The sequence below is a fragment of the uncultured Alteromonas sp. genome, from assembly GCF_963976965.1.
Lineage (GTDB): Bacteria > Pseudomonadota > Gammaproteobacteria > Enterobacterales > Alteromonadaceae > Alteromonas > Alteromonas naphthalenivorans.
In genome coordinates this window covers 339,495-364,225 of record NZ_CAXBMP010000001.1, presented here as the reverse complement: position 1 = coordinate 364,225, position 24,731 = coordinate 339,495, and the positions used below count along the sequence as shown (strand labels likewise).

Sequence of the window (24,731 nt, the reverse complement as noted above, 5' to 3'; positions counted from 1 at the left end):
ATGTGTCGCTTTCGCTAATTATAGCGCTTTTACAATGCGTTTAACGAGGTCGGGCCCCTGATAGATGAACGCAGAGTATACCTGAACTAACGATGCTCCTGCATCTAAACGTGCTTTTGCGGTCTCAGGAGAATCGATACCGCCCACACCTATGATAGGGATTGCTCTATCAAGGGCACTTGATAGCTTTTTTGTTACGTTTAAGCTCATGTCGGTTAAGACAGAACCGCTCAGCCCACCCATTTCATCAGCATGCTTCAACCCTTGAACAGCTTCACGGGACAGTGTGGTATTGGTAGCGATAACGCCATCCATTTTGCTAGACAGTAACGATTGAGCAATACTTTGTATTTCGCCATCTGATAAATCCGGTGCAATTTTTATAAATAGCGGTACGTATTTACCGTGAGTTTGAGTTAGGGTTTCTTGCGCAGCTTTAAGGCCTACCAGTAACGCATCTAGCGCTTCGCCATACTGGAGGTTTCTAAGCCCAGGGGTATTGGGTGAAGAAATGTTGATAGTCACATAACTGGCGTAGGGGTAAACCTTGTTCAAACAAATAAGGTAATCATCAAGTGCTTTCGCATCATCAGTATCTTTATTTTTACCAATGTTGATACCAATGGGGCCTTTAAACTGGGCTTTTTTCACTTGAGACACTAAGTGATCAACGCCTTTGTTGTTAAAACCCATACGGTTAATGATGGCCTGTTTTTCAGGAATGCGGAATAATCGAGGTTTAGGGTTACCCGCTTGCGGGCGTGGTGTAACCGTCCCAATTTCTACGAAACCAAACCCCATTTCAGCAAATGCATCTATGCAATCACCGTTTTTGTCTAGGCCTGCCGCCAAACCCACAGGATTATCAAAGGTTATACCTGCAATCGTCACTGGCTTTTTGATTGTCGTGGTGCTGTAAGCCCACTTCAACGGCGTGTGTTGCGTTTTATTTAACCAGTTGATAGTAAAGTCATGGCTTTTTTCAGGTTCGCATTGAAGCAACAGTTTTTGCACTAATGATTGCATAGGTGTTTTTTTTCGCTTGTATTTGGTATAAAAAAGCCCTGTTTCACAGGGCTTCGTCATTTTTGATAGCGTGTATTCTAATGGCTAGACTTCACGCTTAAAAGCATCAATTCACGTAATGCGACAGAAAATTTCGCAAATTCGTGGGTCGTGCTGGTCTTAAACTCTGACATCATATGATACCAGCGCTTCAACAGCACTTGATTGCTCTGCATCCAATCTTCCAATATTTTGTCTGCATCGCTAGCCTCTGGGTTTATTTGAAGAAGATTAGCGGTAATTGAACGCTGCTGCCAATCCAATTCTTCACGGTAAGACGCGCGGGCTAGTGCTTGCCAATGGTTGCTGACTGCTTGATTGTTAATTTGATCTAAGAACCAATGCAATTCAAGTTTAGACCCTAGCTGGAAGTATAAGCGCGCAACAACATCAACGTTACGTTTTTCAGCTGCAACCACGTGTGCTAAATCGAAACTTGAGAACATATTAGAGAAGCTGGCCACTTGGTACGCAATATCCTTCGGTACATCTTGCGACACATAGGTACTTGTTTTCTCTTCTAGCAGTGAGTACTCGGCTTCTACTAAATAATTCTGTAGATTCTTAGATAAGTTATTGAAGGTTTCACGATAGCTCGCAATGGCCTCTTCAATAGACAAGGCTTTATTGCCATGCCTAATGTACCAGCGTGCGGCGCGGCGCATAATGCGGCGAGCTTCATCTAGCATCTTAAGCTGTAGCTTAGCAGAAATAACGTTATCTAGGTCTTCAATACGGCTCCATAGCGTTTCCATATCAAAAATACCGTGCACGATAGCGTAAGCATTAGCAACGTCATCAACGCTCGCGCCGGTTTCTTCCTGAATACGGAACATAAAATTAAGGCCCATATCGTTAACCATATTGTTGGTTAATTTAGTGGCAATAATCTCGCTTCTAAGTGGATGCTGCTGCATATGTGTACTGAATTTTTCACGTAATACTTCAGGAAAAGCTTGAAGCAGCAATTTACCGTGATAAGGGTTATCAGTGATTTCAGGAATATTCAGTGCATCTTTTAACACCATTTTTCCATAGGCGATTAAGACACTAAGTTCAGGTCGAGTAAGACCACGATCTGATGCCACTCTATCCGAAATTTCATCATCACTAGGAATGAACTCAAGCTCTCTGTTAAGTTGCCCTTCACGCTCTAAGCCGTGAATAAAGCGAAGCTGTTCTTTCAATAGGCTGACGCCTGACATCTCAGTAATCGAGATAGATTGAGTTTGGCGGTAACAATCTTTAATCACAATACGGGATACGTCGTCGGTCATATCGTGCAGTAAGTTGTTGCGCTGTTTAACCGTAAGTTCACCGTCGTTAACCACACTGTTAAGCAAGATTTTGATATTAACTTCGTTATCGGAGCAATCTACACCCCCTACGTTATCAATAAAGTCAGTGTTTACGCGGCCACCGGACGCTGCATACTCAATTCTACCTAACTGTGTTAAGCCTAAGTTACCGCCCTCGCCTACAATCTTGGCTTGTACGTCTTTGCCGTTTAAACGTAAATCGTCATTGGCTCTGTCGCCCACTTCGGCATGAGACTCTTTTGAGCTTTTAACGTAAGTCCCGATGCCACCATTCCAAAGCAAATCCACGGGCATTTTTAAAATGTTATGGATAAGTTCGTTTGGTGTCATCGACATTTGTCGGGTACCTAACCACTTTTTCATTTCTGGGGTTAGCTTTATCGATTTCGCGGAACGGCTGAAGATACCGCCACCTTTTGAAATCAATGTGGAATCGTAATCTTCCCAACTTAACCGTGGGTTTTCGAACAACCTAGCACGTTCTTTATAACTTGCAGCTGCATCTGGGTCGGGATCGAAGAAAATGTGTAAATGGTTAAACGCCGATATTAACTTGGTGTGCTTAGATAAAAGCATGCCGTTACCAAATACATCTCCCGCCATATCACCCACACCCACCGCAGTGAACTCTGTGGTTTGGCAATCGATACCAATTTCACGGAAGTGACGCTTAACAGACTCCCATCCACCACGTGCAGTGATACCCATTTTCTTATGGTCATAACCGACACTGCCACCTGAAGCAAAAGCATCACCTAACCAAAAGCCAAATTCATCAGCAATACCATTAGCGATATCAGAGAAAGTCGCGGTGCCTTTATCGGCCGCCACAACCAGATACGGGTCATCTTCATCTAGTCGCACCACATCTTTAGGCGGTACTATTTCACCGTTAACAATATTGTCAGTGATATCAAGCAAACTAGTAATAAAGGTGCGATAACACGCTTGGCCTTCTGCTTGTATAGCTTCTCTGCCTTCGCCAACAGGTAGTTTCTTACAAACAAAACCCCCTTTAGCACCTACGGGCACGATAACCGTATTTTTTACTTGCTGGGCTTTTACTAAGCCTAAGATTTCTGTACGGAAATCTTCTTGGCGATCAGACCAACGAAGGCCACCACGGGCTACTTTTCCACCGCGTAAATGCACACCCTCTAAACGTGGGCTATATACAAATATTTCAAATTTAGGCAGCGGCAATGGCATATCAGGGATCATTTCAGGCAGCATCTTAAATGACACATAAGATTTTTCATTGCCTGCTTCATCGGGCTGATAGAAGTTGGTGCGAAGGGTCGCCGACATCATATCTAAATAACGACGAATAATTCTGTCGTCATCTAAGTTACTCACGCTGTCTAACTGGGTTTTAATATTATCAAGTAACGCTTCTTCTTTCTTCGCACTACGCTTTTTCTTCGGATTAATGCGCTGATCGAAAAACTCCACTAACAAGCGGGCAATATCAGGGTAATTCGCCAAGGTGTTCGCAATGTAATCACGACTGAATGAGCTGCCGGTTTGACGCATGTATTTTGCGTACGCACGTAAAATAGTGACTTTACGACCCGTTAAATTAGCACCCAAAATCAAACGGTTGAATGCATCATCTTCTAAATCGTTATTCCATACTTTCGCAAAGGCATCTTGGAATAATGTCTGTGCGCGCTCCATATCAAAGTGTTGACCACTTTTATGTAACATGGTGAAATCCATCACCCAGTTTCTTAAACCATCTGGACAAGTGATTTTATATGGGCTTTCATCAATGACGCGTAAACCAAAGTTTTCAAGCATCGGCAGTACGTCGGAAAGATGGATAGGTTCAGCACGGTGGAACAACTTAAGTTTCACTATCTGGCTGTCAGACTGCTCTTCTTGAGGACGATAAAACAGCATGTCGAGAGTATGATCATCATCTAACTGTTCAATTTTACCAATATCAACAAGAGCATCACCCGGTAAGTTCTGTTCCATATAGCTACGTGAAAACGCATTACCATATTTGCGCTCAAGGGCTTTACCTTGCGCTTCACCGTGTGCCGCTGAAATAGAGGAAGCTAATCGATCGCTCCACGTTTTAGTTAGCTCAATAATATTACGTTCTATTTCCTTCACATCAAATTCCGCGTTGTTGTCGTTGACCCTGGCAATGTAATGCGTGCGCGCATACACAGATTCTGAAAAGAAAGTGGTAAATTCAACTTCTTCTTTTGCGCCTAACGACGCTTTTAATAACGCCTGAGTGTCAATTCTTAATTGTGTGTTGTAGCGTTCACGTGGCACAAACACCATACAAGAGAAGAAACGGCCAAACACATCTTTGCGAATGAATAAGCGTGAAATGCCCCGCTCCTGCATTTGGAAAATACCCATTACAATGTGAGCTAACTCTTCCGCGGGTGTTTGCAATAGTTCATCACGTGGATAAGTTTCAACAATATTCACAAAGGCTTTGAACGCATGCGTCCCTGGTTCATACCCAGATAAATCGCAAATACGCTGAATTTTCTCTCTCAGCATAGGAAGCTGCGTCACACTTTGGTTATAGAAAGACGCAGAATAGAGGCCAAGGAAACGGTGTTCACCCACAACTTGCCCGTCTTTGTTAAACGCTTTTACGCCGACATAATCCATAAACGCGGGACGATGTACACGTGAACGAGAGTTGGTTTTGGTCAAAATCAACGGACTTTGGCTTAGTGCTTCTGCTCTTGCACTGGCTGGCAGTTTCGACAAAAGACGTTCTCTGTCGTTAATTGAGTTTTTCAATAACCCTAAACTTGTATCGTTAGAGGGTATCCAGCGATGGTCGCCTTCTATAGCCTTCACTTCGTAATAACGATAGCCCATCATGGTAAAGTTGTGATCGCTTAACCATTGCAAATAAGCTTTAGTTTGTTTCTTTTCATCAGCAGACCCAGGCCAGTTTAGTTTCGTACTGTCTTTAACCACGGTTTCTAACTTAGTGGTCATTTCTTGCCAGTCTTTAACCGCCAACGACACTTCGTCTACCACTGAATGTAATTCTTTCGTTAATTCATCAATGTCTTTTTTCGCACTTTGATGGTCAACCTCAATAAATATTACGGTTTCTTTTCTGGTATTTTCCACTGCCTTGCCAGGCTCAGCAAATTCCACCACTTGGTTTTTATCATTTCGTTTTATTCTAATTGGGCTATGCAAAAACAAATGTGCGGTTATATTTAACCGGTTGAGTGACATACGAACCGAATCGACAAGAAACGGCATGTCTCTAACAATTATTTCAACAATGGTATGGCTTGAGTGCCAGCCATGTTTTTCGATTTCTGGGTTGAAAACACGAATGTAGGGTGCTGAATTATCAAATTTAGCAAGCCCATTCCATAAGCTTAAAGTGGCGCCATATAAATCGCTGTCATTGCGATCTTCTAAGTCATCACTTGAGATATTTTTATACAACAGGCGTCCGAATTGCTGCACGAGTGACTTCTGCTGGGCATCCACCTTTTTTTCAATGAGTGCAAATACATTATCTAGCAGTACTGAGTGTCGCTGTGAGGTGACTGTCATTAGTTAACCTTATAAATGTCGTAAGTGCTAAGTTGCGCGGCTATTTTCGCTAAAACTGAGAGGTATTGAAAGCCCCTTTTTAACCTAATATTAACAGCATAGATAACTATGCAAAAAACGCATACAAAAAAGGGCCTTACGGCCCTTTTTTATGATTAGCTATGCAAAAATATTATGCACCGGGGTCGTTTCGATTCCACCACAAGAATCTCGCTAGCGCTGGAAGTACGATAATTGCTCCTAACATATTCACCACGAACATAAAGGTCAACAAAATACCCATATCCATTTGGAATTTAAGTGAAGAGAATACCCAAGTACTCACACCTATTGCCAGTGTAATACCGGTGAATAACACCGCACTACCACGCTCTTTAAGTGCAGCCAAATAAGCTTCTTGCACTGTGGCACCTTGTTTAAGCATAAGGCTCTTGGTCGACAAGATATAAATACCATAATCAACACCGATACCTACGCCTAGTGCAATAACCGGCAAGGTTGATACCGTAAGGCCTATTTGCAAATACGTCATTAGCGCTTGTGCTAATACTGAGACAACATACAGCGGAATAACCACTACTAATGTTGCACGTATAGAGCGGAAGCTAATTAAGCATAGGGCAATAACGGCACCAAAGACATAAACCATCATTGGATCTTGTGCAGCCTCTACTGCTTCGTTCGTCGCCGCCATCACCCCTACTGGGCCTGACGCTAGACTAAACGACATATCATCAGTCTCATATTCACTACGGAAGTCTTTTACTGCATCTACCACACGAGAAATGGTTTCTGCCTTGTGATCTTCCATAAACAGAATAATCGGCATGACAGAACAATCACCATTCAATAGGCCCGATGAGGTAGGCACACGGGAAATAGCTTGCACCAAGGTTTGTTGATTGCGAGGTAATACCTGCCATTTAACATTCCCTTCGTTGTAACCCGCGTTCACTATCTTAGCCACTGAAGCTAATGATACAGCAGATTGTACACCTGGAACGTTCTCCATTTTCCACTGGAAATCATCCATCGCTTTCATTACGCCGTGAGACGTACAAGCTTCAGGCGTGGTTTCTACCAGAATAGAGATGTAATCCACTGTGACTTCATACTTGTCAGTGATCAAGAAGGTATCTTGGTTATAACGTGAAGACTCATGAAGCGCTGGTGCGCCGGCATGCAAATCACCTATCTTCATGTTTTGTGCTTGGTAATGCCCAAAACCGAACAATATGGCGGTAACGATAAGAATAATGGCTGCTGGTTTTTTCCGTGAACACGCAGAAATAATAGCCCAAAAGCGAGAGTTACTATTTTCTTTGCCTGCAAACTTATCAACGTACTTCTTATCAAGTTTTAAGAAGCTCATGAGCACCGGTAACAGCATTAGGTTGGTTAAAATAATAACGGCAACACCCATACTTGCTGTAATAGCCAGCTCACGGATGATACCTATATCAATAACCAATAAGGTCATGAACCCGACGGTGTCAGAAAGTAATGCTATACCACCTGGTACCAACAAGCTTCTAAACGCTGCCATAGACGCACGTTTTGCCCCTATACCTGTTACCGCACGCTTTTCTACCGCGTTAATCATTTGCACGCCATGACTTACACCAATAGCGAAAACTAAGAACGGCACCAGAATAGACATAGGATCCATACCGAAGCCTAACGACGTTAGTAGACCTAGCTGCCAGATAACGGCAATCACTGAACACAGTAGTGGCAATATAGTGAGCATGATACTGCGAGAGAAGAAGTACACCATGACGGCCGTTATCGCGATAGCAATAGCGAAAAACAATAGTACATCTTTAGCGCCATCGGCCACATCACCAATCATCTTGGCAAACCCGATAATATGAATAGAAATATTTTCGTTTTCATATTGGCCGCGAAGTTGCTCTTCAAGCTCAGCCGCTAACGCAAGTGTATTTAAGGGTTCACCCGTTTGTGGGTCGATATCCAATAACTGCGCTGTCACCATGGCACAGCTATAGTCGCTAGCTACCTGACGGCCAACAATATTGGCTTTTTCAATATTGGCAGCCACTAGTTCTAACGCCGCAGGATTAGCTGAATTGAAGTCAGCTGGAATAACTGGCCCGCCAGCAAATCCGCCTTCTACAATTTCAGTAAAACGAGTAGAAGGAGAAAACAATGAAATAACGAGAGAACGATTCACACCATTTATAAAAAATAGCTGGTCGTGCACATTCTTTAACGTATCGAAAAAGTTCTGATTGAATATATCGTCGTTCTTATCACAAACGGAAACTAAGATATTGTTCGCACCGCCGAAGTCTTGGCGATGTTCAATATAGGTTTTCATGTATTCATGATTGAGTGGAATATTTTTTTCAAAACCAGCGTCAAGTCGCATCTGCGATGCTTGAAAGCCTAAAAAAACCGTCGCGATAGCAAAAAGGGCTACCACTAATTTACGGTTAGAGAAAACAAGATGTTCAATGAAATGGGTCATAAAAGCGAAACCACCCTACTTTGTATTTAGCGTTTTTATACCATTCGCGGTAACAGCTATGGTGTGGCCATTAAAGCTAACGGCATTTAACATGGCAGCTTTATCTTCAACCTGCGTCACTGTAATACCTTTTGCAGGCTTACAGTTTGCAGGATTAGCGTATGGGTCGTGATCACTGACAGGTAGCGGACGAGTGGCAGATACCATTATACCGTTGTTACCCATAGCAACAACCGTGTCGTTATCGGACAGTAAAATTGAGTTTAATGTACTGGTTGAACAAGAATTTACGTATTCCCATTCACCTTGTTCACGCATGACAAAAATATTGCCGCGAAGACCTACAGCCAGTAGCGTTGATTCATCAAGGGCTCTAATATCAAAAAATGAGCCTGTGTAGTCAACGTCAAAGCGTTCCCAATTTTTCCCCTTATCGTCGCTGCTAGCTAATAAACCCGCTTCTCCAGCAAGGTATAGCTTTTCGCCATCGCGTGTTACACGATTCAAATGAGGTAAAATAGATTCTAATTCTTGCTGATAGAAGGCTTCGTCTTCTTCTCTAACGCTTTCCAAATATTCACGATCGTATGGGTCTAGTAAACTAGCATGACGCTCAGTTTCCCAGCTTTTCCCGCCGTCTGTAGTACGGTAAAAAAGCCCGTACGCGCCAGCAGCAATGCCATGACTTTCATCGAAAAATAGTACATCTAAAAATGGACGTTGAAGCTCGGGCTGAACATTCTGAATTTCCCAGCTTTGGCCCTTGTCTGAAGAATGAATAATAGTGGCATCATGGCCTACCGCCCAAATATGATTGCCCACCACGGTTGTCGCAGTGAGTGTAGCTTGGGTAGGCACAGCAACTTGATTAAAAGCCGTTCCATCTTCTGAAATAAGAATATGACCGCGTTCTCCGACAACAACGACAAATTTATCAGCGTCAATATCTAGCAAAACTGACTGTTCAACTAAGGGTGCAATATAGGCATCTTCTGCTGAAGCAGTTACGGAGTAATTTGCTGCGAGTGCTGCAGTTATGCACGCTGCAATGGTTTTTTTCATGATTAGCCATTCTCCCTAAAATTTAATTGTCTGAAAACAAAAACGGTTGGCATTGCCAACCGTCTTAACACAAAACGCTTAGCGTTTACCTTCTCGTCGTAACGCCTGAGGCGTAAACTCTACGTCTCTTGGACGAATCGAGAAGTCATACATTTGTTCTTCGTTATCTAGACCAATGGCCAAGTAACGGCGAGAGTTTAAGTCGTAATAGGCATCTAGGGTTGACCACTGTGTAGGTACTTCATAGTAGTTCACTCCATAAGCTACACCAACACGGTACAACTCGCCACGATTATCATACATATCAGCAACTTGAATTTGCCAGCTATCTTCATCAATGAAGAATACGCGTTTTTGATAAATGTGACGGAAGCCCTCTTTCAACGTAGCTTCAACCACCCAAACACGGTGTTTTTCCCAGCGCGTTAAATCAGGGTTAACGTGGTTAGCATGAAGAATTTCATCGTAACTTACATTATCTGAATGCAGAGCATAGTTATTATAGGCTACGAACATCTCTTTCTTGCCAACGAGTTTCCAGTTATAGCGGTTAGGAGAACCATTAAACATATCGAAATCGTCAGTGGTACGTAAACCATCTGCCGCTGTTCCTGGCGTATCATAAGCAATGTTAGGGGCTAAGCGTACACGGCGCTGACCAGTATTATAAGTCCAGGCTTTACGTGGCTCTTTAACTTGGTCTACGGTTTCGTGTACTAGCAAAGCAGTACCTGCCAAACGTGCTGGCTTAGTCACTTTTTGCTTGAACATGAACAAGATATTGTCTTCAGTTAGCTTTTCAGGTGTAGCCCCTTCTTCAGCATACTTAATCATTAACTGTTCATCAAAACCGATGACGTTGTAATCACCTGAAGTGGTTACCGCAGCTTGTCCACCATTACGTTCAACTGCCGCACCGCGATAGCGCAAAATGTGGTTCCAAATCGCTTCCATACCGGTTTTAGGCATGGGGAAAGGAATACCTAACACAGCGCCTTTTATGCCGTTTCCGTCATCAAGTAATTCTGCGCTAGTCGCATTAACCTTAGTCGCATCATAAATAGCTTGCGGGTTAGATGCTGAACGGCGGGTTTGATACACCGGCATGCGGTAAGTATCAGGGTACGCTTCGAACAACTTTTTCTGACCTTCAGAAAGGAAATCAGCATATTCTTTATAATTCGATGCTGTTATCTCAAACAACACTTTATCGCCTGGATACGGGTTCGGATGGTGATCGCCTACCGAATAGCCTTCAGGTGCTGATGTAATACCACCCGTCCATGCGGGAATGCTTCCGTCAGCATTCGCTGCTTGTATAGCGCCCATAGGCGTTAGTTCACCGCCTAACTTCTTGGCATCTTCTTCAGAAACCTTAGCGTGAACACTTGCACCTGTTAGCGCTATTGAAAGCGCTGCGGCAATAATTCCTATTTTTCTAATCATATACATCACTCTTTAGATTGAATACTTGATGTTAAACGAAATAAAATCTCTGTCTGACAATGCATTAGTGGTACCAATACCACCCCAGAATGCACTATATGAAGCTGTTGCTGACCACTTGCTTAAGTAGTCGAACGTTAGCGCCAGTGCCGCAGATTTAACATCTTCAGTGAAAACATAAAGAGGGTCTGGTGTTGTACCCTCTACATCGTGAGAGAACGTAGCACGGGCTCGAAGGTTAACGCCCGCCATAATATCGTTCCAATCAGCAACGGCCAGTAGTCGATAACCCCATGCGTCATCAGTGGCAAACGGGTTAGTTTCTGGACCGTCGGAAAGACCAACGTGAAGCCCTTCACGGCTATTTCCATCGGCTGTCGGTTCAAGTGAAGGTGTACGCGCTGTACCCGGAGCATTCAAACGAATCACGTCTGGGTCTGGCATATCAACAATGTTCACATAACCTAGCTCACCTAAAAGCACGAAGTTATCTGCGCCAAACTTAGGGCCATACACATGTGAAGCGGTTAATTGCATCTGCCAAGTGTCTGAGAACAAGAAGCCTTCAGTTGTTTCACCTGGTCCTACCGCTCGGCCAATATTGTTTAATTGCGATATACCTTCTAAATCTGGGCGAAGGCCTGCATTAGCCAATTGTTCAGGCATACCCATATAGAGTAGCTCAACATCGTCAATTTGCAGCGGTTCATCAACACGGTAAGCAAATTCACCGGCTAGCGCGGTAGTGCCAACGTTGGTGTTAAAACTCACCCCGTATAACTTAATGTCTTCTGGATAATAAAACTCAGATTGGGTGAATGCACCCAGCTCAGTAAGGTTATCGCGCGTCACTTCGTTAGTTGCAATGAAGGCTAAGTCTGACGCAATACCTTCGGCGGTAAAGTCAGACGTTACACCAGAGATAAGTGGACGTTGGCTATGGTAGTTAATGTGGTAGAAACTGATTTCAGATTCGTTCAATGCCTCAGCAAACCACGTAACACGTAAACCGTATTGACCTTGGTCGTCGGCATCTTTATGCGCCTCATCTGAATAGCCACGAATAGCCACTTTAGTAGGGTATGCTAAGTAGGCAGAGGCAATATCAGCAGAATTACCGCCAGCACGTAACAAATCACCGTAGCCATTAAGTGCAGTTAACAAGTGATCTAAATCGATATCAGGGTTACCACTGAAACCTAGCTGGATGTTTTGACGTTGACCGCCCTCACCTGCAAAGTCATTACCCGCGAAGTAACTACCAGATACAGGCAACCAACTGCGTTCCCATTCATATTGATAGTAACCAGATACACTTAATGTATCGCTTAGTCCCAATGAGGCGTAAACCATGCCCACTGGAATAAATACTTCTTTAAGTTCCGCACCTGGTGCACGAGCACGAGTAACGTCTACTGGGTTTGTTGTGTTGATACCATGTTGAATAAAGGTACTTTCACCCCAGCTGATAACTTGGCGTCCGACTCGAAGTGTTAGAGGTTTGTCACCAATCCACCAATCTCCATAGAAGAAGGCATCATAAAGACGCACATCATTACACAATAAATCTTCTGCTTCTGGATCTTGGCAGTGATCATATTGAACACCGGTAATGGCATTTGAATTAGGACGGTCACCATCCATTTGTTCAAAGTCGTAAAACCAGAAACCACGTGCGAAGAAACCAAAATCGCCAAAGTTAATATCTAGCTCATGGTTTCCTGAAATTTGTGTTGCAAATGCATCACCTGGGTCGTGAGATAGATTTCCTAAGTCGCCATTGGTCGAATAACCGCCGTCAGCTAACGCCCAAACGTCGCTACTAGGATAAAGTGGATTGAATGCAGCATGGTAACCTGACCAATCAAACTGTGCGTGATTACTGTTTCCGATAAGACTGTAATCTCTAGATTCAGTACGAATACTCGTGGCAGCAGTGATTGTAGAATCAAGAGAAATGCTAACGTCTCCTACTTGCCAATTAGCGGCATTAGCAGGAAGTGCGGCAGCACCCAATAGGGTTAGCACACCTACAGCAACAGGTGACATCTTAAAAGCGCGAGGCCTATTTATCATATTTTTATACTCCCTAGTCGACGCACAAGGCTGCGTGACATCGTGATCAACCATAACGATTAACAAAATGATTACATCATTTTGCCACTTTCGCAAGAAGTAATCGTACCAGTTAACAAAATTTACAACATTAATCGTATCAAATAGTTATTGCTTTGTGGGGACTATAAAAGCAACTTATCCGAAAGGTGTAAGTAATTGGCGGGATCGTAAGAATTTACGCGCAAAAAACGACCACAGGTAAAGATTGGAAGTGCTAGCGTAACCTTTCGAAGGCTTTAATTTTGTTGTTGGCGTCTACAACCATGCGAAAACGACCGACAACACCTTGGGAGGTAATGAACTGTTTTATTCTGGTAGAGGGGACTTGTACGCTAGTGCCATTTTCGGCCACCATAACAACGGTAGGCACAGCACCAGAGTACAGTGCCTCACATTGAATGTAAGGCACGTTGACTGAAAAGTAATAAACGGTATCAGTGGCTTGAATGGTTGTCATACGCCAAACTTTTGCTCACTTTCTCAAACACATCTTTGCTTAAGCCTTTGTGGTTTAACAATCGACCTAGCTGTGCTTTCATCAACACTTGATGGGGTTCTGCAAAACCTTGCCATTGTATCAGGGGGGTTACTATCCGTGCTGCCACTTGCGGGTTAATAGCATCTAGCTTGATAAGATAGTCGGTGACAAACTTATACCCTTCCCCATCTAAACTATGGAAACGTTCGCTGTTATAGAATGCGAAACTGCCTATTAGTGAACGTACGCGATTAGGATTACCCATACTAAATTGAGGGTGCTCGCTTAACATGGTAATGGTAGCCAATATGTCTTCACGTGGCTGGGTTGCATGCAAGGCAAACCACTTATCTAGCACTAAGGGGTTATGACGCCATTTTTCTTCAAACTTAGCCATCAAGCTTTCAAACGCTTCAGATGATAGTGACTGGGCGGCTTTTAGAGCACCTAGGGTGTCAGTCATGTTGTCCGTGTTATCGAACTGCGATATCACCAAGTCCTTGTGCTGTGGTAAGCGTGCTAAATGAGACAGCAGTACATTTTTACAGCGACGAGCATTAACGGCATCTTGCTTATAGCTATAGGCCTGTGTGGCGATACCGTTAAACGCGCTAAGGAGCACGTCTTCTAACTGGGTAGAAAACTGACGGCAAAACGCATTTCGTGCCTCTATGAGTGGCTGCACATTAATATCGCTTCGAGACTGACACAAGGTTTCAAATGAAGGTATCACTAAGCATTCACTTAAAAGCTCAATGTTACTTATTTCACTGTCTATTGCAGAGCGAATACCCGCCCAAATGCCACTGTCTATCGTAGCAGTAGCGTTTTCATATAACTCACTAATACAGCGGTTATACAAAGATTGCATGGCATCCCAACGATTAAACGCATCTTGGGAATGGGTAAATATAGTGAGTAATGAAGCGGTGTCGAGCTCATTGTGTACTTTTACAGGAGCAGAAAAGTTACCAAGAAGTACCGGAGTCAACTTCTTCGTATCACACGTGATGGTAATCGTGATTTCAGGCGCATCTAGTATCAAAAGATCGTTCTGAATAATACCACTGTCATCACGGTACCGATTACCGTCTTCATCGATAACTTCAAAACCTACAGGAATATACAGAGGAAGCTTTTCGTTTTGATCTGCTGTACTAGGCGTATTTTGCGTTACGGTGAAAGTATGTACATATCCCGTATCGTGTTTGATTACATTGTGAGCAAGGGATACTTGCGGTGTACCAGATTGACTATACCAGCGAGAAAACTGAGTAAGATCTAACTCGGTAGCCGATTGCATGGCTGAAACAAAATCATCACACGTCACTGCTTGGCCGTCATGACGACGGAAGTATTCGTCCATTCCTTTTCTAAAACCTTGGGGCCCTAAAAGGGTATGGAACATGCGAATAACTTCTGCGCCTTTATCGTACACGGTCACCGTATAAAAGTTATTCATCTCAATAACTTCTTCAGGGCGAATAGGATGGCTCATCGCGCTGGCGTCTTCTGCAAATTGATGCTCGCGCATCACACGCACGTGTTTAATACGGTTGCTTAACGGCGATGTCATGTCAGCACTGAATTGCTGATCGCGAAATACGGTTAGCCCTTCTTTTAAACTAAGCTGGAACCAGTCTCTACACGTTACCCGGTTACCAGTCCAGTTATGGAAATACTCGTGAGCGATAACAGCTTCTACATTAAAAAAATCATCGTCAGTGGCTGAGTCTTGGTCGGCCAATACAAATTTACTGTTAAATACGTTCAGGCCTTTGTTTTCCATTGCGCCCATATTAAAGAAATCAACGGCCACAATCATGTAGATGTCGAGGTCGTATTCGAGCCCGAACACGTCTTCATCCCATTTCATGGCTCGCTTCAATGAATCTAACGCGAAGGTACCTTGAGATTTCTTACCTTTATCAACATAAAGCTCTAGCGCCACCTCTTTACCGCTTGTGGTGGTATAGGTATCGGTCAATAAATCAAAATCGCCTGCTACTAACGCGAATAAATAACAAGGTTTCGGATGAGGGTCGTGCCACGTAACGAAATGCGTACCATCAGGATTTTCGCCACGTGCTACAGGGTTACCGTTAGATAACAACATGGGAAACGATTTATCCCCTATTACCTTCACCGTATACACTGACAAGACATCAGGTCTGTCTAGAAAATAAGTTATACGCCTGAAACCTTCTGCTTCACACTGCGTGCAGTATGCACCGCCGGAAAGGTACAAACCTTCGAGTGCTTTGTTGTTTTCTGGGTCGACATGATTTTCAATTTCTAACTCAAAATCATCCGCATCGACATCTAGCGAAAGCGTTTCGTCATTTTGTGTAAAGTTGGTGAAAGGTTTACCGTTAATATGTATAGAAACTAACGATAATTTCTGGCCGTCTAAAACAAGTGGCTGTCTTTTGTGGCCGCTATTTGCATCAGCGCTTTCCACTGAGTTTTTACCCGTATCGGTAACAAGCGTACGCTTAACGCTAAGTTTACTTTTGACCACGGTTTTTGTTGGGTGTAAGGAAATAGTCAGGTCGACTAACGGGATAGAAAAAGCGGGCGGAAGATAATCCGCCCGACGTTTAGCTGTAACTGACATAGAGTCTCCTAAAACAGAAAGTCTACGCAACTATTATTGGTTAGCTTCGCCAGGTTGCTTTGCATAATCTGGAGGTGTTAGGCGAAGAATTTTAATTCCTAAGTAGGCGTAGATAATAGCAAGAATTGGGTTTATTACGTTAAAGAACGCATAGAAAACATAGTCGAATGGGTTAACCAACAGCACACTGTGCATGTAGGCACCACAGGTGTTCCAAGGAATAAGTGGCGACGTTAAGGTTCCACCATCTTCCAGACTTCGAGATAGATTTAACTGGTGTAAACCGCGTTTTTCGTACTCTTCTTTGTACATGCGCCCAGGCATCACGATAGAGATATACTGATCGGCCGTTACCAAGTTAGTCGCAAAACAGGTAAGAATAGTTCTGCTTACCATATCACCGGCCGACTTAGCCCCTAATAAAATAGCGGACACTGCACGTTTCAATAACCCTACTCTTTCAAGTACGGCACCAAACGACATGGCGCAAATAATTAACCAAATCGTATTGAGCATAGACGACATACCGCCTCGTGAAAGCAAGCTATTCAAGTTTTCATCAGGGGTTGAAAAGCTCACGCCATCAAACAAGGCCGTCCAAACAACTTTTAACGCTCCGATACTAGCGCTATCGTTAGGGCTAGCCATGCTAGCAACTACATCGCTTTGAAACAACACAGCCCATACTGCACCTAATAATGCGCCAATAGACACAGCAGGAAACGCAGGCACTTTTTTAACCGCAAGGGTTAGTAATACAACAAGGGGAACCAGTAAATACCAGCTTAAATCGAAAGACTCATTCAATAACAACTGCATTTGTTCGATGCGATCTGCTTTGGCATCACCGGTTTCACTAAAGCCCAATACCACAAATAAGATAAGCGCCAGAATAAAGCTAGGTATGGTAGTCCAAAGCATGTAACGAATGTGTTCAAACAAATCTGTACCTGCCACGGCAGGCGCTAAATTGGTTGTTTCAGAAAGCGGAGAAATTTTATCGCCGAAGTAAGCGCCAGATACCACGGCACCGGCAGTAATGGCCGCAGACATATCCATACCTGCAGCAACGCCCATAAGCGCTACCCCCACGGTGGCCGCGGTAGTCCAAGAACTACCAATACTCATGGCAACCACAGCGCAAATTAAGCATGCAGCGGCATAAAAGAATGAAGGGTTTAATAATTCTAAACCGAAATAAATAAGTGTGGGTACGGTACCAGCCAACATCCAAGTACCAATAAGCGAACCTACTGCCAATAAAATTAAACACGCACCGAGCGACATTGAGATACCATCGACGATACCTTTTTCAATGGTCTTCCAGCTGTAACCGTTTTTCATGCCAATAATGGCAGCAAGCCCCATGGCCAATAATAAGGCAATTTGGTTAGGGCCATATGATGAATTATCGGCAAATAAATAAACCGCACTGCCCATCATTAGCACTAAGGCTACAATGGGGATCATCGCGTCAAATAATGAAGGTTCTTTTAATTCTTTAGTCGTTGTCATTTTTATTATTCTTAAGCCTTAAATCAAAAAACTGAGCGGTAAAACATTAGCGCAATAATAACCGGGCAAACGAAGCGTACATACCAAGGCCAAATCTTCCAAAACAAACTCTGCTCTGCGTTTGCGTCGCCTTCTTTAAGTTCAGCAAGTATGGCATCTCTGCGCCACACCCATCCGGCAAATATACATAACACTAAACCAAGTAGTGGCTGGCTGTACTCAGTGGTGAGGGCAATAACGAACCCGAACAGTGCATTAAAATTAAGAATAATGATGCAGCTAAGTACAAAAATAATGGCTGCCATTAACACTACCGCTTTTTTACGCACTAAGCCCCTGCTTTCCACCATGTACGCCACAGGTACTTCAAGCATTGATATTGAAGAGGTAACGGCGGCTATCGCCATTAACGCAAAGAAAGTAAATGCAACAAATACACCTACACCGCCAATTGTATCAAATAAGGCAGGCAACACTTTGAATATAAGCGAGTCACCTTGAATTAGCGCACCCTCTGGCGTAAAGATTTCTACACCATTATGCAGCGCTACGTACATGGCGGGAATAATTAGCATACCGGCAATAACAGCAACGCCGATGTCTACTAATGCAACTGAAGCACCAATGGTGGGCAAGTTTTCTTTTTTGCTTAGGTATGAACCGTAAACCAGCATAGTTCCCACACCCAATGACATGGAGAAAAAGGCTTGGCCCATGGCATCAATTAATAAGTCGGGGTCAAGAATACGTGTAAAATCAGGCACCAAATAAGCGCTCCAGCCATCAGAGGCACCAGGCTGCAAACTGACATAAACGATAAGGGCAAGGATGAGCAGTACCAATGTGGGCATCAATCTTACCGACCATTTCTCAATACCTGACTTTACACCACCTACAACGATAAAAGCTGTTAACGCCATGAAAATAAAGCAGAAAATAACGTTACGCGTAACTGAAGATGTAAGCAGCCAGTCACTTGCAGACTGTAGTCCCACCATATTGACGGCAGAATCAGCAAAATAAACCAACATCCAACCGCCCACAATGGCGTAAAACGCAAGGATAAGTGAGACCGTAATACAGCCCCAAATTCCGGTTGCACGACCAATGAAGTTTCCAGAAATATTGCCTAGCGCGTCCACCATGTTAGAACGAGAGCTGCGCCCAATGATGAGTTCGGCCATGAGAACGGGATATGCAAGAACAAATGCGAGAAGTAAATAAACAAGAACAAAAGCAGCACCGCCATTCGTTGCCACTTTGGTGGGGAAACCCCAAATATTACCGAGCCCAACTGCTGAACCCGCTGCTGCGAGCACGAACCCGATTCGAGAAGAAAACTCGCCTCTGATAGCCATGTGATTTCCCTTTATTTATTATTGTTGTATAGGTATATCAGACACAAAAAAAGGGCTGGCCATTGACCAGCCCTCTGTCATCAACCTTTAGTGTGTTATTGCGTATCTGCCTGTTTCAATCATATCAAAAGTAATATTGGCAGCTTCATCTAAGAACGGATCTAACTCTTCCATATCTTCAGGTAGGTCATCAAGTGTTTTGACTAATTCTTTACCCATACGCTGTAAACGTTCATTGGCTCTTTCGAGTGCTTTTTCTTCAGCTTCTTTTTTATCTGACTCACGTTCAGATTTTACCAATGAAATAAAGTTCTTATCTTTGTTTTCTTTGTACTCAACAATATCGTCGTGAATATAAGAAAACTCAGGGTCTTGCATGATACGTTTATTATGTTTCGCAGTTAATACGTCTAATGCAGCCTGTCCGTCAGCAAACGTTGTGTAATTTGCGCGGTTAATGCTGTCCCAAGGTAATGCGTTATCCTGTTGGCTCTCGCCCCAATCAGCCGGTTCTATTGCTGAAGGATAAAGAATATCTGGCACTACCCCTTTGTGCTGCGTACTTCCACCGTCAATACGGTAGAACTTAGCGATAGTGAACTGCACGCTACCTAGTGGGTTGTCGTACAAGTCATAAATTTTACCTAAACCACGGTGTTGTTGAACAGTCCCTTTACCGAAGGTTTGTTCTCCAATAATTAACGCGCGGTTATAATCTTGCATTGCTGCGGCGAAGATCTCTGACGCCGACGCACTGTAGCGGTCTACTAAAACCGTTAATGGGCCATCGTAAGAAACTTTTCCATCGGTATCGCGATTCACGCTCACCTTAGTTTGGCCGTAACGGATTTGTACCACGGGTCCTTTTTCGATGAAAAGGCCGGTAAGTAATGTTGCTTCTGTTAAAGAACCACCACCATTTCCGCGCAAATCTACAATAATACCTTTAACGTTCTGCGCTTTAAGGCTGTTTATTTCCTTTTCAACATCAGCGTGTAGGTTGTTGTAGAAGCTAGGAATCGTAATAACACCTAAAGGCTGATTTGCATGTGGTCCAGTTTCAGGCGTGTAAACCTCAGACTGAGCAGCTCGGTCTTCAAGCTTAATTTTGTCACGAGTAAGACTGACAACAGACATCGTTTTTGCATCTGTCGCGCCTTTTTGAACTTGCAAGCGTACCGCGCTGCCTTTAGGCCCTTTGATAAGCTCTACAACTTCATCTAAGCGCCAGCCGACAACATCAACAAACTCTTCATCTTCTTGAGCCACACCAACAATTTTATCTTCCGGCTTTAATGCGCCCGATTCATCAGCAGGGCCACCAGGCACGACGCTTTTAATAACGGTGTAGTCTTCCTCGCTTTGAAGTACCGCACCAATACCTTCAAATTCCAAATTCATTTCCATTTGGAATCGATCAGCATTACGTGGTGAAAGATAACTAGTGTGAGCTTCGATGGTGCGCGCAAATGCATTCATAGCAATTTGAAATACATCTTCGCTTTTAGTTTGCTTAGTTCGCTTAATAGAACGTGTATAGCGTTTTTCAAGAAGCTCTTTAGCTTCTTCCCACGTTTTGTCAGCAAGAATAAGATTTAACGCATCATACTTAACACGTTGACGCCAAATCTCATCTAATTCATCTTTGCTAGTAGGCCATTCGGCTTCTTCGCGGTCGTAATAAAATTTGTCGTCAGCTTTTTCAAAATCAAAAGGCCCTTCCTCCAGCATAGCCAGCGCAAACTCATAACGCTCAATACGGCGTTGTGCGCTTACATTGTACATGTCGTACGCAACAGAAAGGTTACCTTTACTCAACGCATCATCAAAAGCATTTCGATATTTTTCGAAACCCACCACATCAGACAATAAAAGGACTTGCTTGTTGTGATCTAAAGATTCAATGAAGCGCTGATAGATTCGTGCTGATAACACATCATCCAACGAAATTTCTTTATAGTGAGCGCGAGTAAATAACGCACTTACGCGTTTAGCAGCAACACTATGCTGTGTCTCTTGTTGAAGAACGGGTAGCTCTTCAACATCTGGGGTTGTGGTGACTGCACCAGCGCCTACCCCAACGGTAAGAAATGCACTAGCAATGGAAATTCGAAGGATATCTTTCATATTTACGACCTCTTGGAGCGTGCCAAACGTAAAGCATCTGCATTTACTTTTACCACCATACCTGAGTCTAACTGAACATGAATACCGTCTTTAGCAATTTCGGTAATAACGGCTGGCATAGGTGTTTTACCTAATTTAACCGTTACGTTTGTACCTTGTTGCATATCGGCATCAGTCAATTTAGCCGGTGGTGTCTTAGTTGGTCTCTGAATTTTCGGTTTAGTTCCCTGCTGGCCTTCTTTGTTGCTGCCTGCAGGTGTAGAACCAGAAGATCTCGGACGTGCAAATTGACGTTTTTCTTTCTTTTGAGGCTGCTGAGCTTGCTTAGCTTTGCGCTTTTCAGCGGCTTTCGCTTTGCTTTCTTCTAGCTGCTTCTGTGCATGATCGGCATGCTCTTTCTCAATGGTTTCCCCTTCAACACCATCTAAGTCGACACGGTTAGCGCCTTCTTTGATGCTGTAGAGATAACGCCAGCTATTTGTATAGTGACGAAGTGTAGAGCGGAGTAATGTTTTACTCACTCGTTCTTCGCTTTCTAAACGCTGGGCTAAATCTTGAAAGATGCCGATCTTAAGTGGTAGGGCTTCGCCTTCAATACTAAAGCATTTAGGGAAGGTCTCGGAAAGGAAAGCGATAACTTCCTTACTGCTAGTAAACTTTTCTGGTGATTCCATTAAACTTTCTAAATTATTCAAGAGATTTCTTCATTACTCTCATCATCCCAAGTTGCCAGCGCGTGGTCAACCCAATCGAGTAATTCGTCATCATCAATTTCTAATAAATGTTTATCTTGTTGCCAAGACTCCCAACCGTGTTGCAATAATTGTTCAAGCCGATGGGTTTCAATATCTTCATCGGCTCTATCATAAATTGCGTGAAGTACGAAATTCAATCGTTCTGACGCTTCATCAGGGTCATCGTGATTGTCTTCCATATCTTCATAAGTAGATAGTACTACATGGATGTCAACGTTGTATTTCATAACGATTGCTGAGATTCAATAAGTATATCGGCTATTTTACACAACCCAAGCTCATCTTGCTCGTCGAAACGAGAAAATTCTGGGCTATCGATATCTAAAACACCAATTAGTTCGCCATTTACTACAAGAGGAATGACGATTTCGGAGTTTGAAGCGGCATCACAGGCAATGTGGCCAGAGAAGGCGTGAACATCTGCGATACGCTGTACAGTGCGGGTTTCAGCGGCAGTACCACACACCCCCTTCCCCATAGGAATACGGATGCAAGCGGGTTGTCCTTGAAAAGGACCCAACACTAACTGCGCTTCTTTATAAAAATAAAAACCAGCCCAATTTACCTTATCGAGATGGTTAAAAAGTAGTGCACTGATATTTGCCATGTTGGCAATGACATCGTGCTCACCAGCAACCAGGCTTTTCGCCTGGCTTATTAACTGGGCGTATTGTTCTTCTTTCAAACGGTTACCCTGCTATTGAATGATAGTGAAACTAACGTTTATGCGCGCTTCAACCGTTTCTTGCCCTGGTAAAGAAACCGACATTTCTTTGGCAAACGCATCTGCACGCATAACTGGAACGGGCATATTGCCACCAGATTCAGAGATTGCAACTACTTCGCCCACTTCAACGCCTAATTCCTTCGCCAAAAGTGCCGCTCTTGCCTTTGCATCCTTCACCGCTGCAACTAATGCAGTTTGGTATGCGTTGGTTTGCGTTGTACTAACAAACGAGAACTGTTGAATGCGATCAACGCCACGACCTAGTACACCGTCTAACACTTTATCATAGTTTTCGATATTAGAATCAGTCACTGATATTTCGCGACTTAACGTAAATCCTTCTTGTACTCGACCATTAGGACTGTTCACATAGCGTGGGGTTAAACGAACTTGCATAGATTGAATGTTATTGCGCTCAATACCCTGCTCTAGCAGAAAGCTAACAATAGCGCGTAAATCGGAAGCAAGGGTCGTGTTAAGCTTACCAACAGTTTCGCCTTGTTCTTCAATAACAAAGGTAACTGAATATGCATTAGGCGTGACTGACATTGCGCCTGTGCCTTGAACATGGATAAGTTGTTGCTGAGGCTGAGCCATTGATGCCGTACTAAGCATTGTGGCAACAATGCCCGTTAATAATATCATCGGTGATAAGCGCTTGCCTGCGGCAGTACGTTTAAGAGGCATCGCTAGTTTACTGATTGAATTCATTAAAAACTCCGTGTTTATTATCATTAGTTCAGGCAAATCATAAGTAACGGTAAGTGAACGTATTATGAACCGCAACTAAATCATTCATAAAACAGGCGAGTTAACTGATACGTCAGTTTTAATAAAAAGCGTTTAACTTTTTTTGCTTTATAGGCTTACCCAATGGCGATAATAAAAAGTGGGCCCGATGGCCCACTTTTGATGTGTCGTAAACTTATGCCCTAATCTGTATTTTTTATTTTAGTACTTTTTGTAACGATGTAAGGCAATGATCGATATTGCGTGGTTTACACGCATAGCCCATTAATCCAATGCGCCATACTTTACCAGCAAACTCACCCAAACCAGCACCAATTTCTAAATTGAAATCGTTAAGTAGTCTTGCGCGAACTTCAGCGTCATTAACACCGTCTGGAATGTTCACTACATTGAGTTGAGGTAGGCGATATTCAGCATCTACGGCAAGTGAAAGACCTAAGCCTTCGAGTCCAGCCACCAGCTCGTTATGCCCAGTTTGATGGCGTTGCCATGCGTTTTCTAAGCCTTCTTCTTTTAAAATAAGTAGGGCTTCATAAAATGCATACATACTGTTTACCGGTGCAGTATGGTGATAAGCACGCTTAGCCCCTTTCCCCCAATAACCCACAATTAAGTTCATGTCTAAAAACCAGCTTTGCACTTTGGTTTTGCGGTTTTGAATAACATGCACTGCACGGTCGCTGAACGATACGGGTGAAATTCCTGGTACACAGCTTAAGCACTTTTGTGACCCCGAATAAATGGCATCAATGCCCCACCCGTCTACGTCTAGCTCAATACCGCCTAAAGAGGTTACGGCATCGACTATCGATAAACAGTCGTATTGTTTTGCAAGTTCACATAACCGTTTTGCATCGTTTCTCACACCGGTTGAGGTTTCTGCATGTACGAAAGCCAGCACTTTAATATCGGCCTCTTTTTTAAGTGCATCTTCTACCGCGTTCAAATCGGTTTGCTTGCCCCAATCGTTTTTAATCACGATAGCTTGACCGCCACATCGTTCAACATTTTCAACCATACGGTTGCCGAACACGCCGTTGATGCACACCAATACTTTATCACCTGGCTCCACAAGGTTAACAAAGCAGGCTTCCATCCCGGCGGATCCCGGGGCTGAAATAGGCATTGTTAATGCGTTTTCAGTTTTAAATGCGTATTGAAGCAGCTGTTTGGTAGCATCCATAAGCTCGATAAATAGCGGATCTAGATGACCAACAGTTGGCCTAGCAATAGCGTTAAGAATACGAGGGTTTACGTCTGAAGGACCAGGCCCCATTAATGTGCGCTCAGGCGGAAGAAAAGTGGAATGCGTTTGCATATCAGTCCTTAACAATAATAGTAACAA

16 protein-coding genes are annotated in these 24,731 nt (G+C 43.5%); all 16 read right to left on the bottom strand.

Annotated features, from left to right (window positions below; all coding sequences use genetic code 11):
* Positions 1-18: 18 nt before the first annotated feature.
* Complete coding sequence (gene pyrD, locus AAC006_RS01565) at positions 19-1,026, bottom strand: quinone-dependent dihydroorotate dehydrogenase (protein WP_041452863.1); 1,008 nt, start codon at positions 1,024-1,026, stop codon at positions 19-21.
* 77 nt (positions 1,027-1,103) lie between these two features.
* Positions 1,104-5,942 carry an NAD-glutamate dehydrogenase gene (locus AAC006_RS01560; protein ID WP_339890566.1) on the bottom strand — a complete coding sequence of 1,613 codons (4,839 nt, stop codon included), beginning with the start codon at positions 5,940-5,942 and terminating at the stop codon, positions 1,104-1,106.
* A gap of 172 nt (positions 5,943-6,114) precedes the next feature.
* Positions 6,115-8,433, bottom strand: coding sequence for an MMPL family transporter (locus AAC006_RS01555; RefSeq protein ID WP_129738441.1), 2,319 nt, complete (start codon positions 8,431-8,433; stop codon positions 6,115-6,117).
* Between the two features lie 15 nt (positions 8,434-8,448).
* Complete coding sequence (locus AAC006_RS01550) at positions 8,449-9,495, bottom strand: YCF48-related protein (RefSeq protein ID WP_339349197.1); 1,047 nt, start codon at positions 9,493-9,495, stop codon at positions 8,449-8,451.
* 78 nt (positions 9,496-9,573) lie between these two features.
* A complete protein-coding gene (locus tag AAC006_RS01545) occupies positions 9,574-10,941 on the bottom strand; it encodes a DUF1329 domain-containing protein (protein ID WP_126872272.1) in 1,368 nt (455 codons plus the stop codon).
* A 12-nt stretch (positions 10,942-10,953) separates the two neighbouring features.
* Positions 10,954-13,017, bottom strand: coding sequence for a DUF1302 domain-containing protein (locus AAC006_RS01540; RefSeq protein WP_013784076.1), 2,064 nt, complete (start codon positions 13,015-13,017; stop codon positions 10,954-10,956).
* 256 nt (positions 13,018-13,273) lie between these two features.
* Entirely contained in the window at positions 13,274-13,516 is a 243-nt protein-coding gene (locus AAC006_RS01535) for a DUF2835 family protein (protein ID WP_013784075.1), read from the bottom strand.
* On the bottom strand, positions 13,494-16,154 hold the full coding sequence (gene pepN, locus AAC006_RS01530) for an aminopeptidase N (protein WP_126872273.1): 2,661 nt from the start codon (positions 16,152-16,154) through the stop codon (positions 13,494-13,496). The genes AAC006_RS01535 and pepN overlap by 23 nt, the downstream gene beginning before the upstream one ends.
* A 33-nt stretch (positions 16,155-16,187) precedes the next feature.
* Positions 16,188-17,669, bottom strand: a complete 1,482-nt coding sequence (gene nhaC / locus AAC006_RS01525; protein ID WP_126872274.1) for a Na+/H+ antiporter NhaC — start codon at positions 17,667-17,669, stop codon at positions 16,188-16,190.
* A 23-nt stretch (positions 17,670-17,692) separates the two neighbouring features.
* The gene (locus tag AAC006_RS01520) at positions 17,693-19,027 is read right to left on the bottom strand and encodes a sodium-dependent transporter (protein ID WP_126872275.1); all 1,335 of its coding nucleotides are present in this window, start codon (positions 19,025-19,027) and stop codon (positions 17,693-17,695) included.
* A gap of 87 nt (positions 19,028-19,114) precedes the next feature.
* Positions 19,115-21,154 (bottom strand): carboxy terminal-processing peptidase, encoded by a 2,040-nt coding sequence (prc, locus tag AAC006_RS01515; protein ID WP_126872276.1) that lies wholly within the window; start codon positions 21,152-21,154, stop codon positions 19,115-19,117.
* Between the two features lie 2 nt (positions 21,155-21,156).
* Positions 21,157-21,828, bottom strand: a complete 672-nt coding sequence (gene proQ, locus AAC006_RS01510; RefSeq protein WP_126872277.1) for an RNA chaperone ProQ — start codon at positions 21,826-21,828, stop codon at positions 21,157-21,159.
* A 17-nt stretch (positions 21,829-21,845) separates the two neighbouring features.
* Positions 21,846-22,136, bottom strand: coding sequence for a hypothetical protein (locus tag AAC006_RS01505; RefSeq protein WP_013784069.1), 291 nt, complete (start codon positions 22,134-22,136; stop codon positions 21,846-21,848).
* Positions 22,133-22,594 (bottom strand): GAF domain-containing protein, encoded by a 462-nt coding sequence (locus AAC006_RS01500; RefSeq protein WP_057791774.1) that lies wholly within the window; start codon positions 22,592-22,594, stop codon positions 22,133-22,135. Before AAC006_RS01500 ends, AAC006_RS01505 begins: the two co-directional genes overlap by 4 nt.
* 12 nt (positions 22,595-22,606) lie before the next feature.
* Positions 22,607-23,347 carry an SIMPL domain-containing protein gene (locus AAC006_RS01495; protein WP_126872278.1) on the bottom strand — a complete coding sequence of 247 codons (741 nt, stop codon included), beginning with the start codon at positions 23,345-23,347 and terminating at the stop codon, positions 22,607-22,609.
* A gap of 235 nt (positions 23,348-23,582) precedes the next feature.
* The gene (locus tag AAC006_RS01490; protein ID WP_013784066.1) at positions 23,583-24,704 is read right to left on the bottom strand and encodes an alanine--glyoxylate aminotransferase family protein; all 1,122 of its coding nucleotides are present in this window, start codon (positions 24,702-24,704) and stop codon (positions 23,583-23,585) included.
* Positions 24,705-24,731 lie beyond the last annotated feature (27 nt).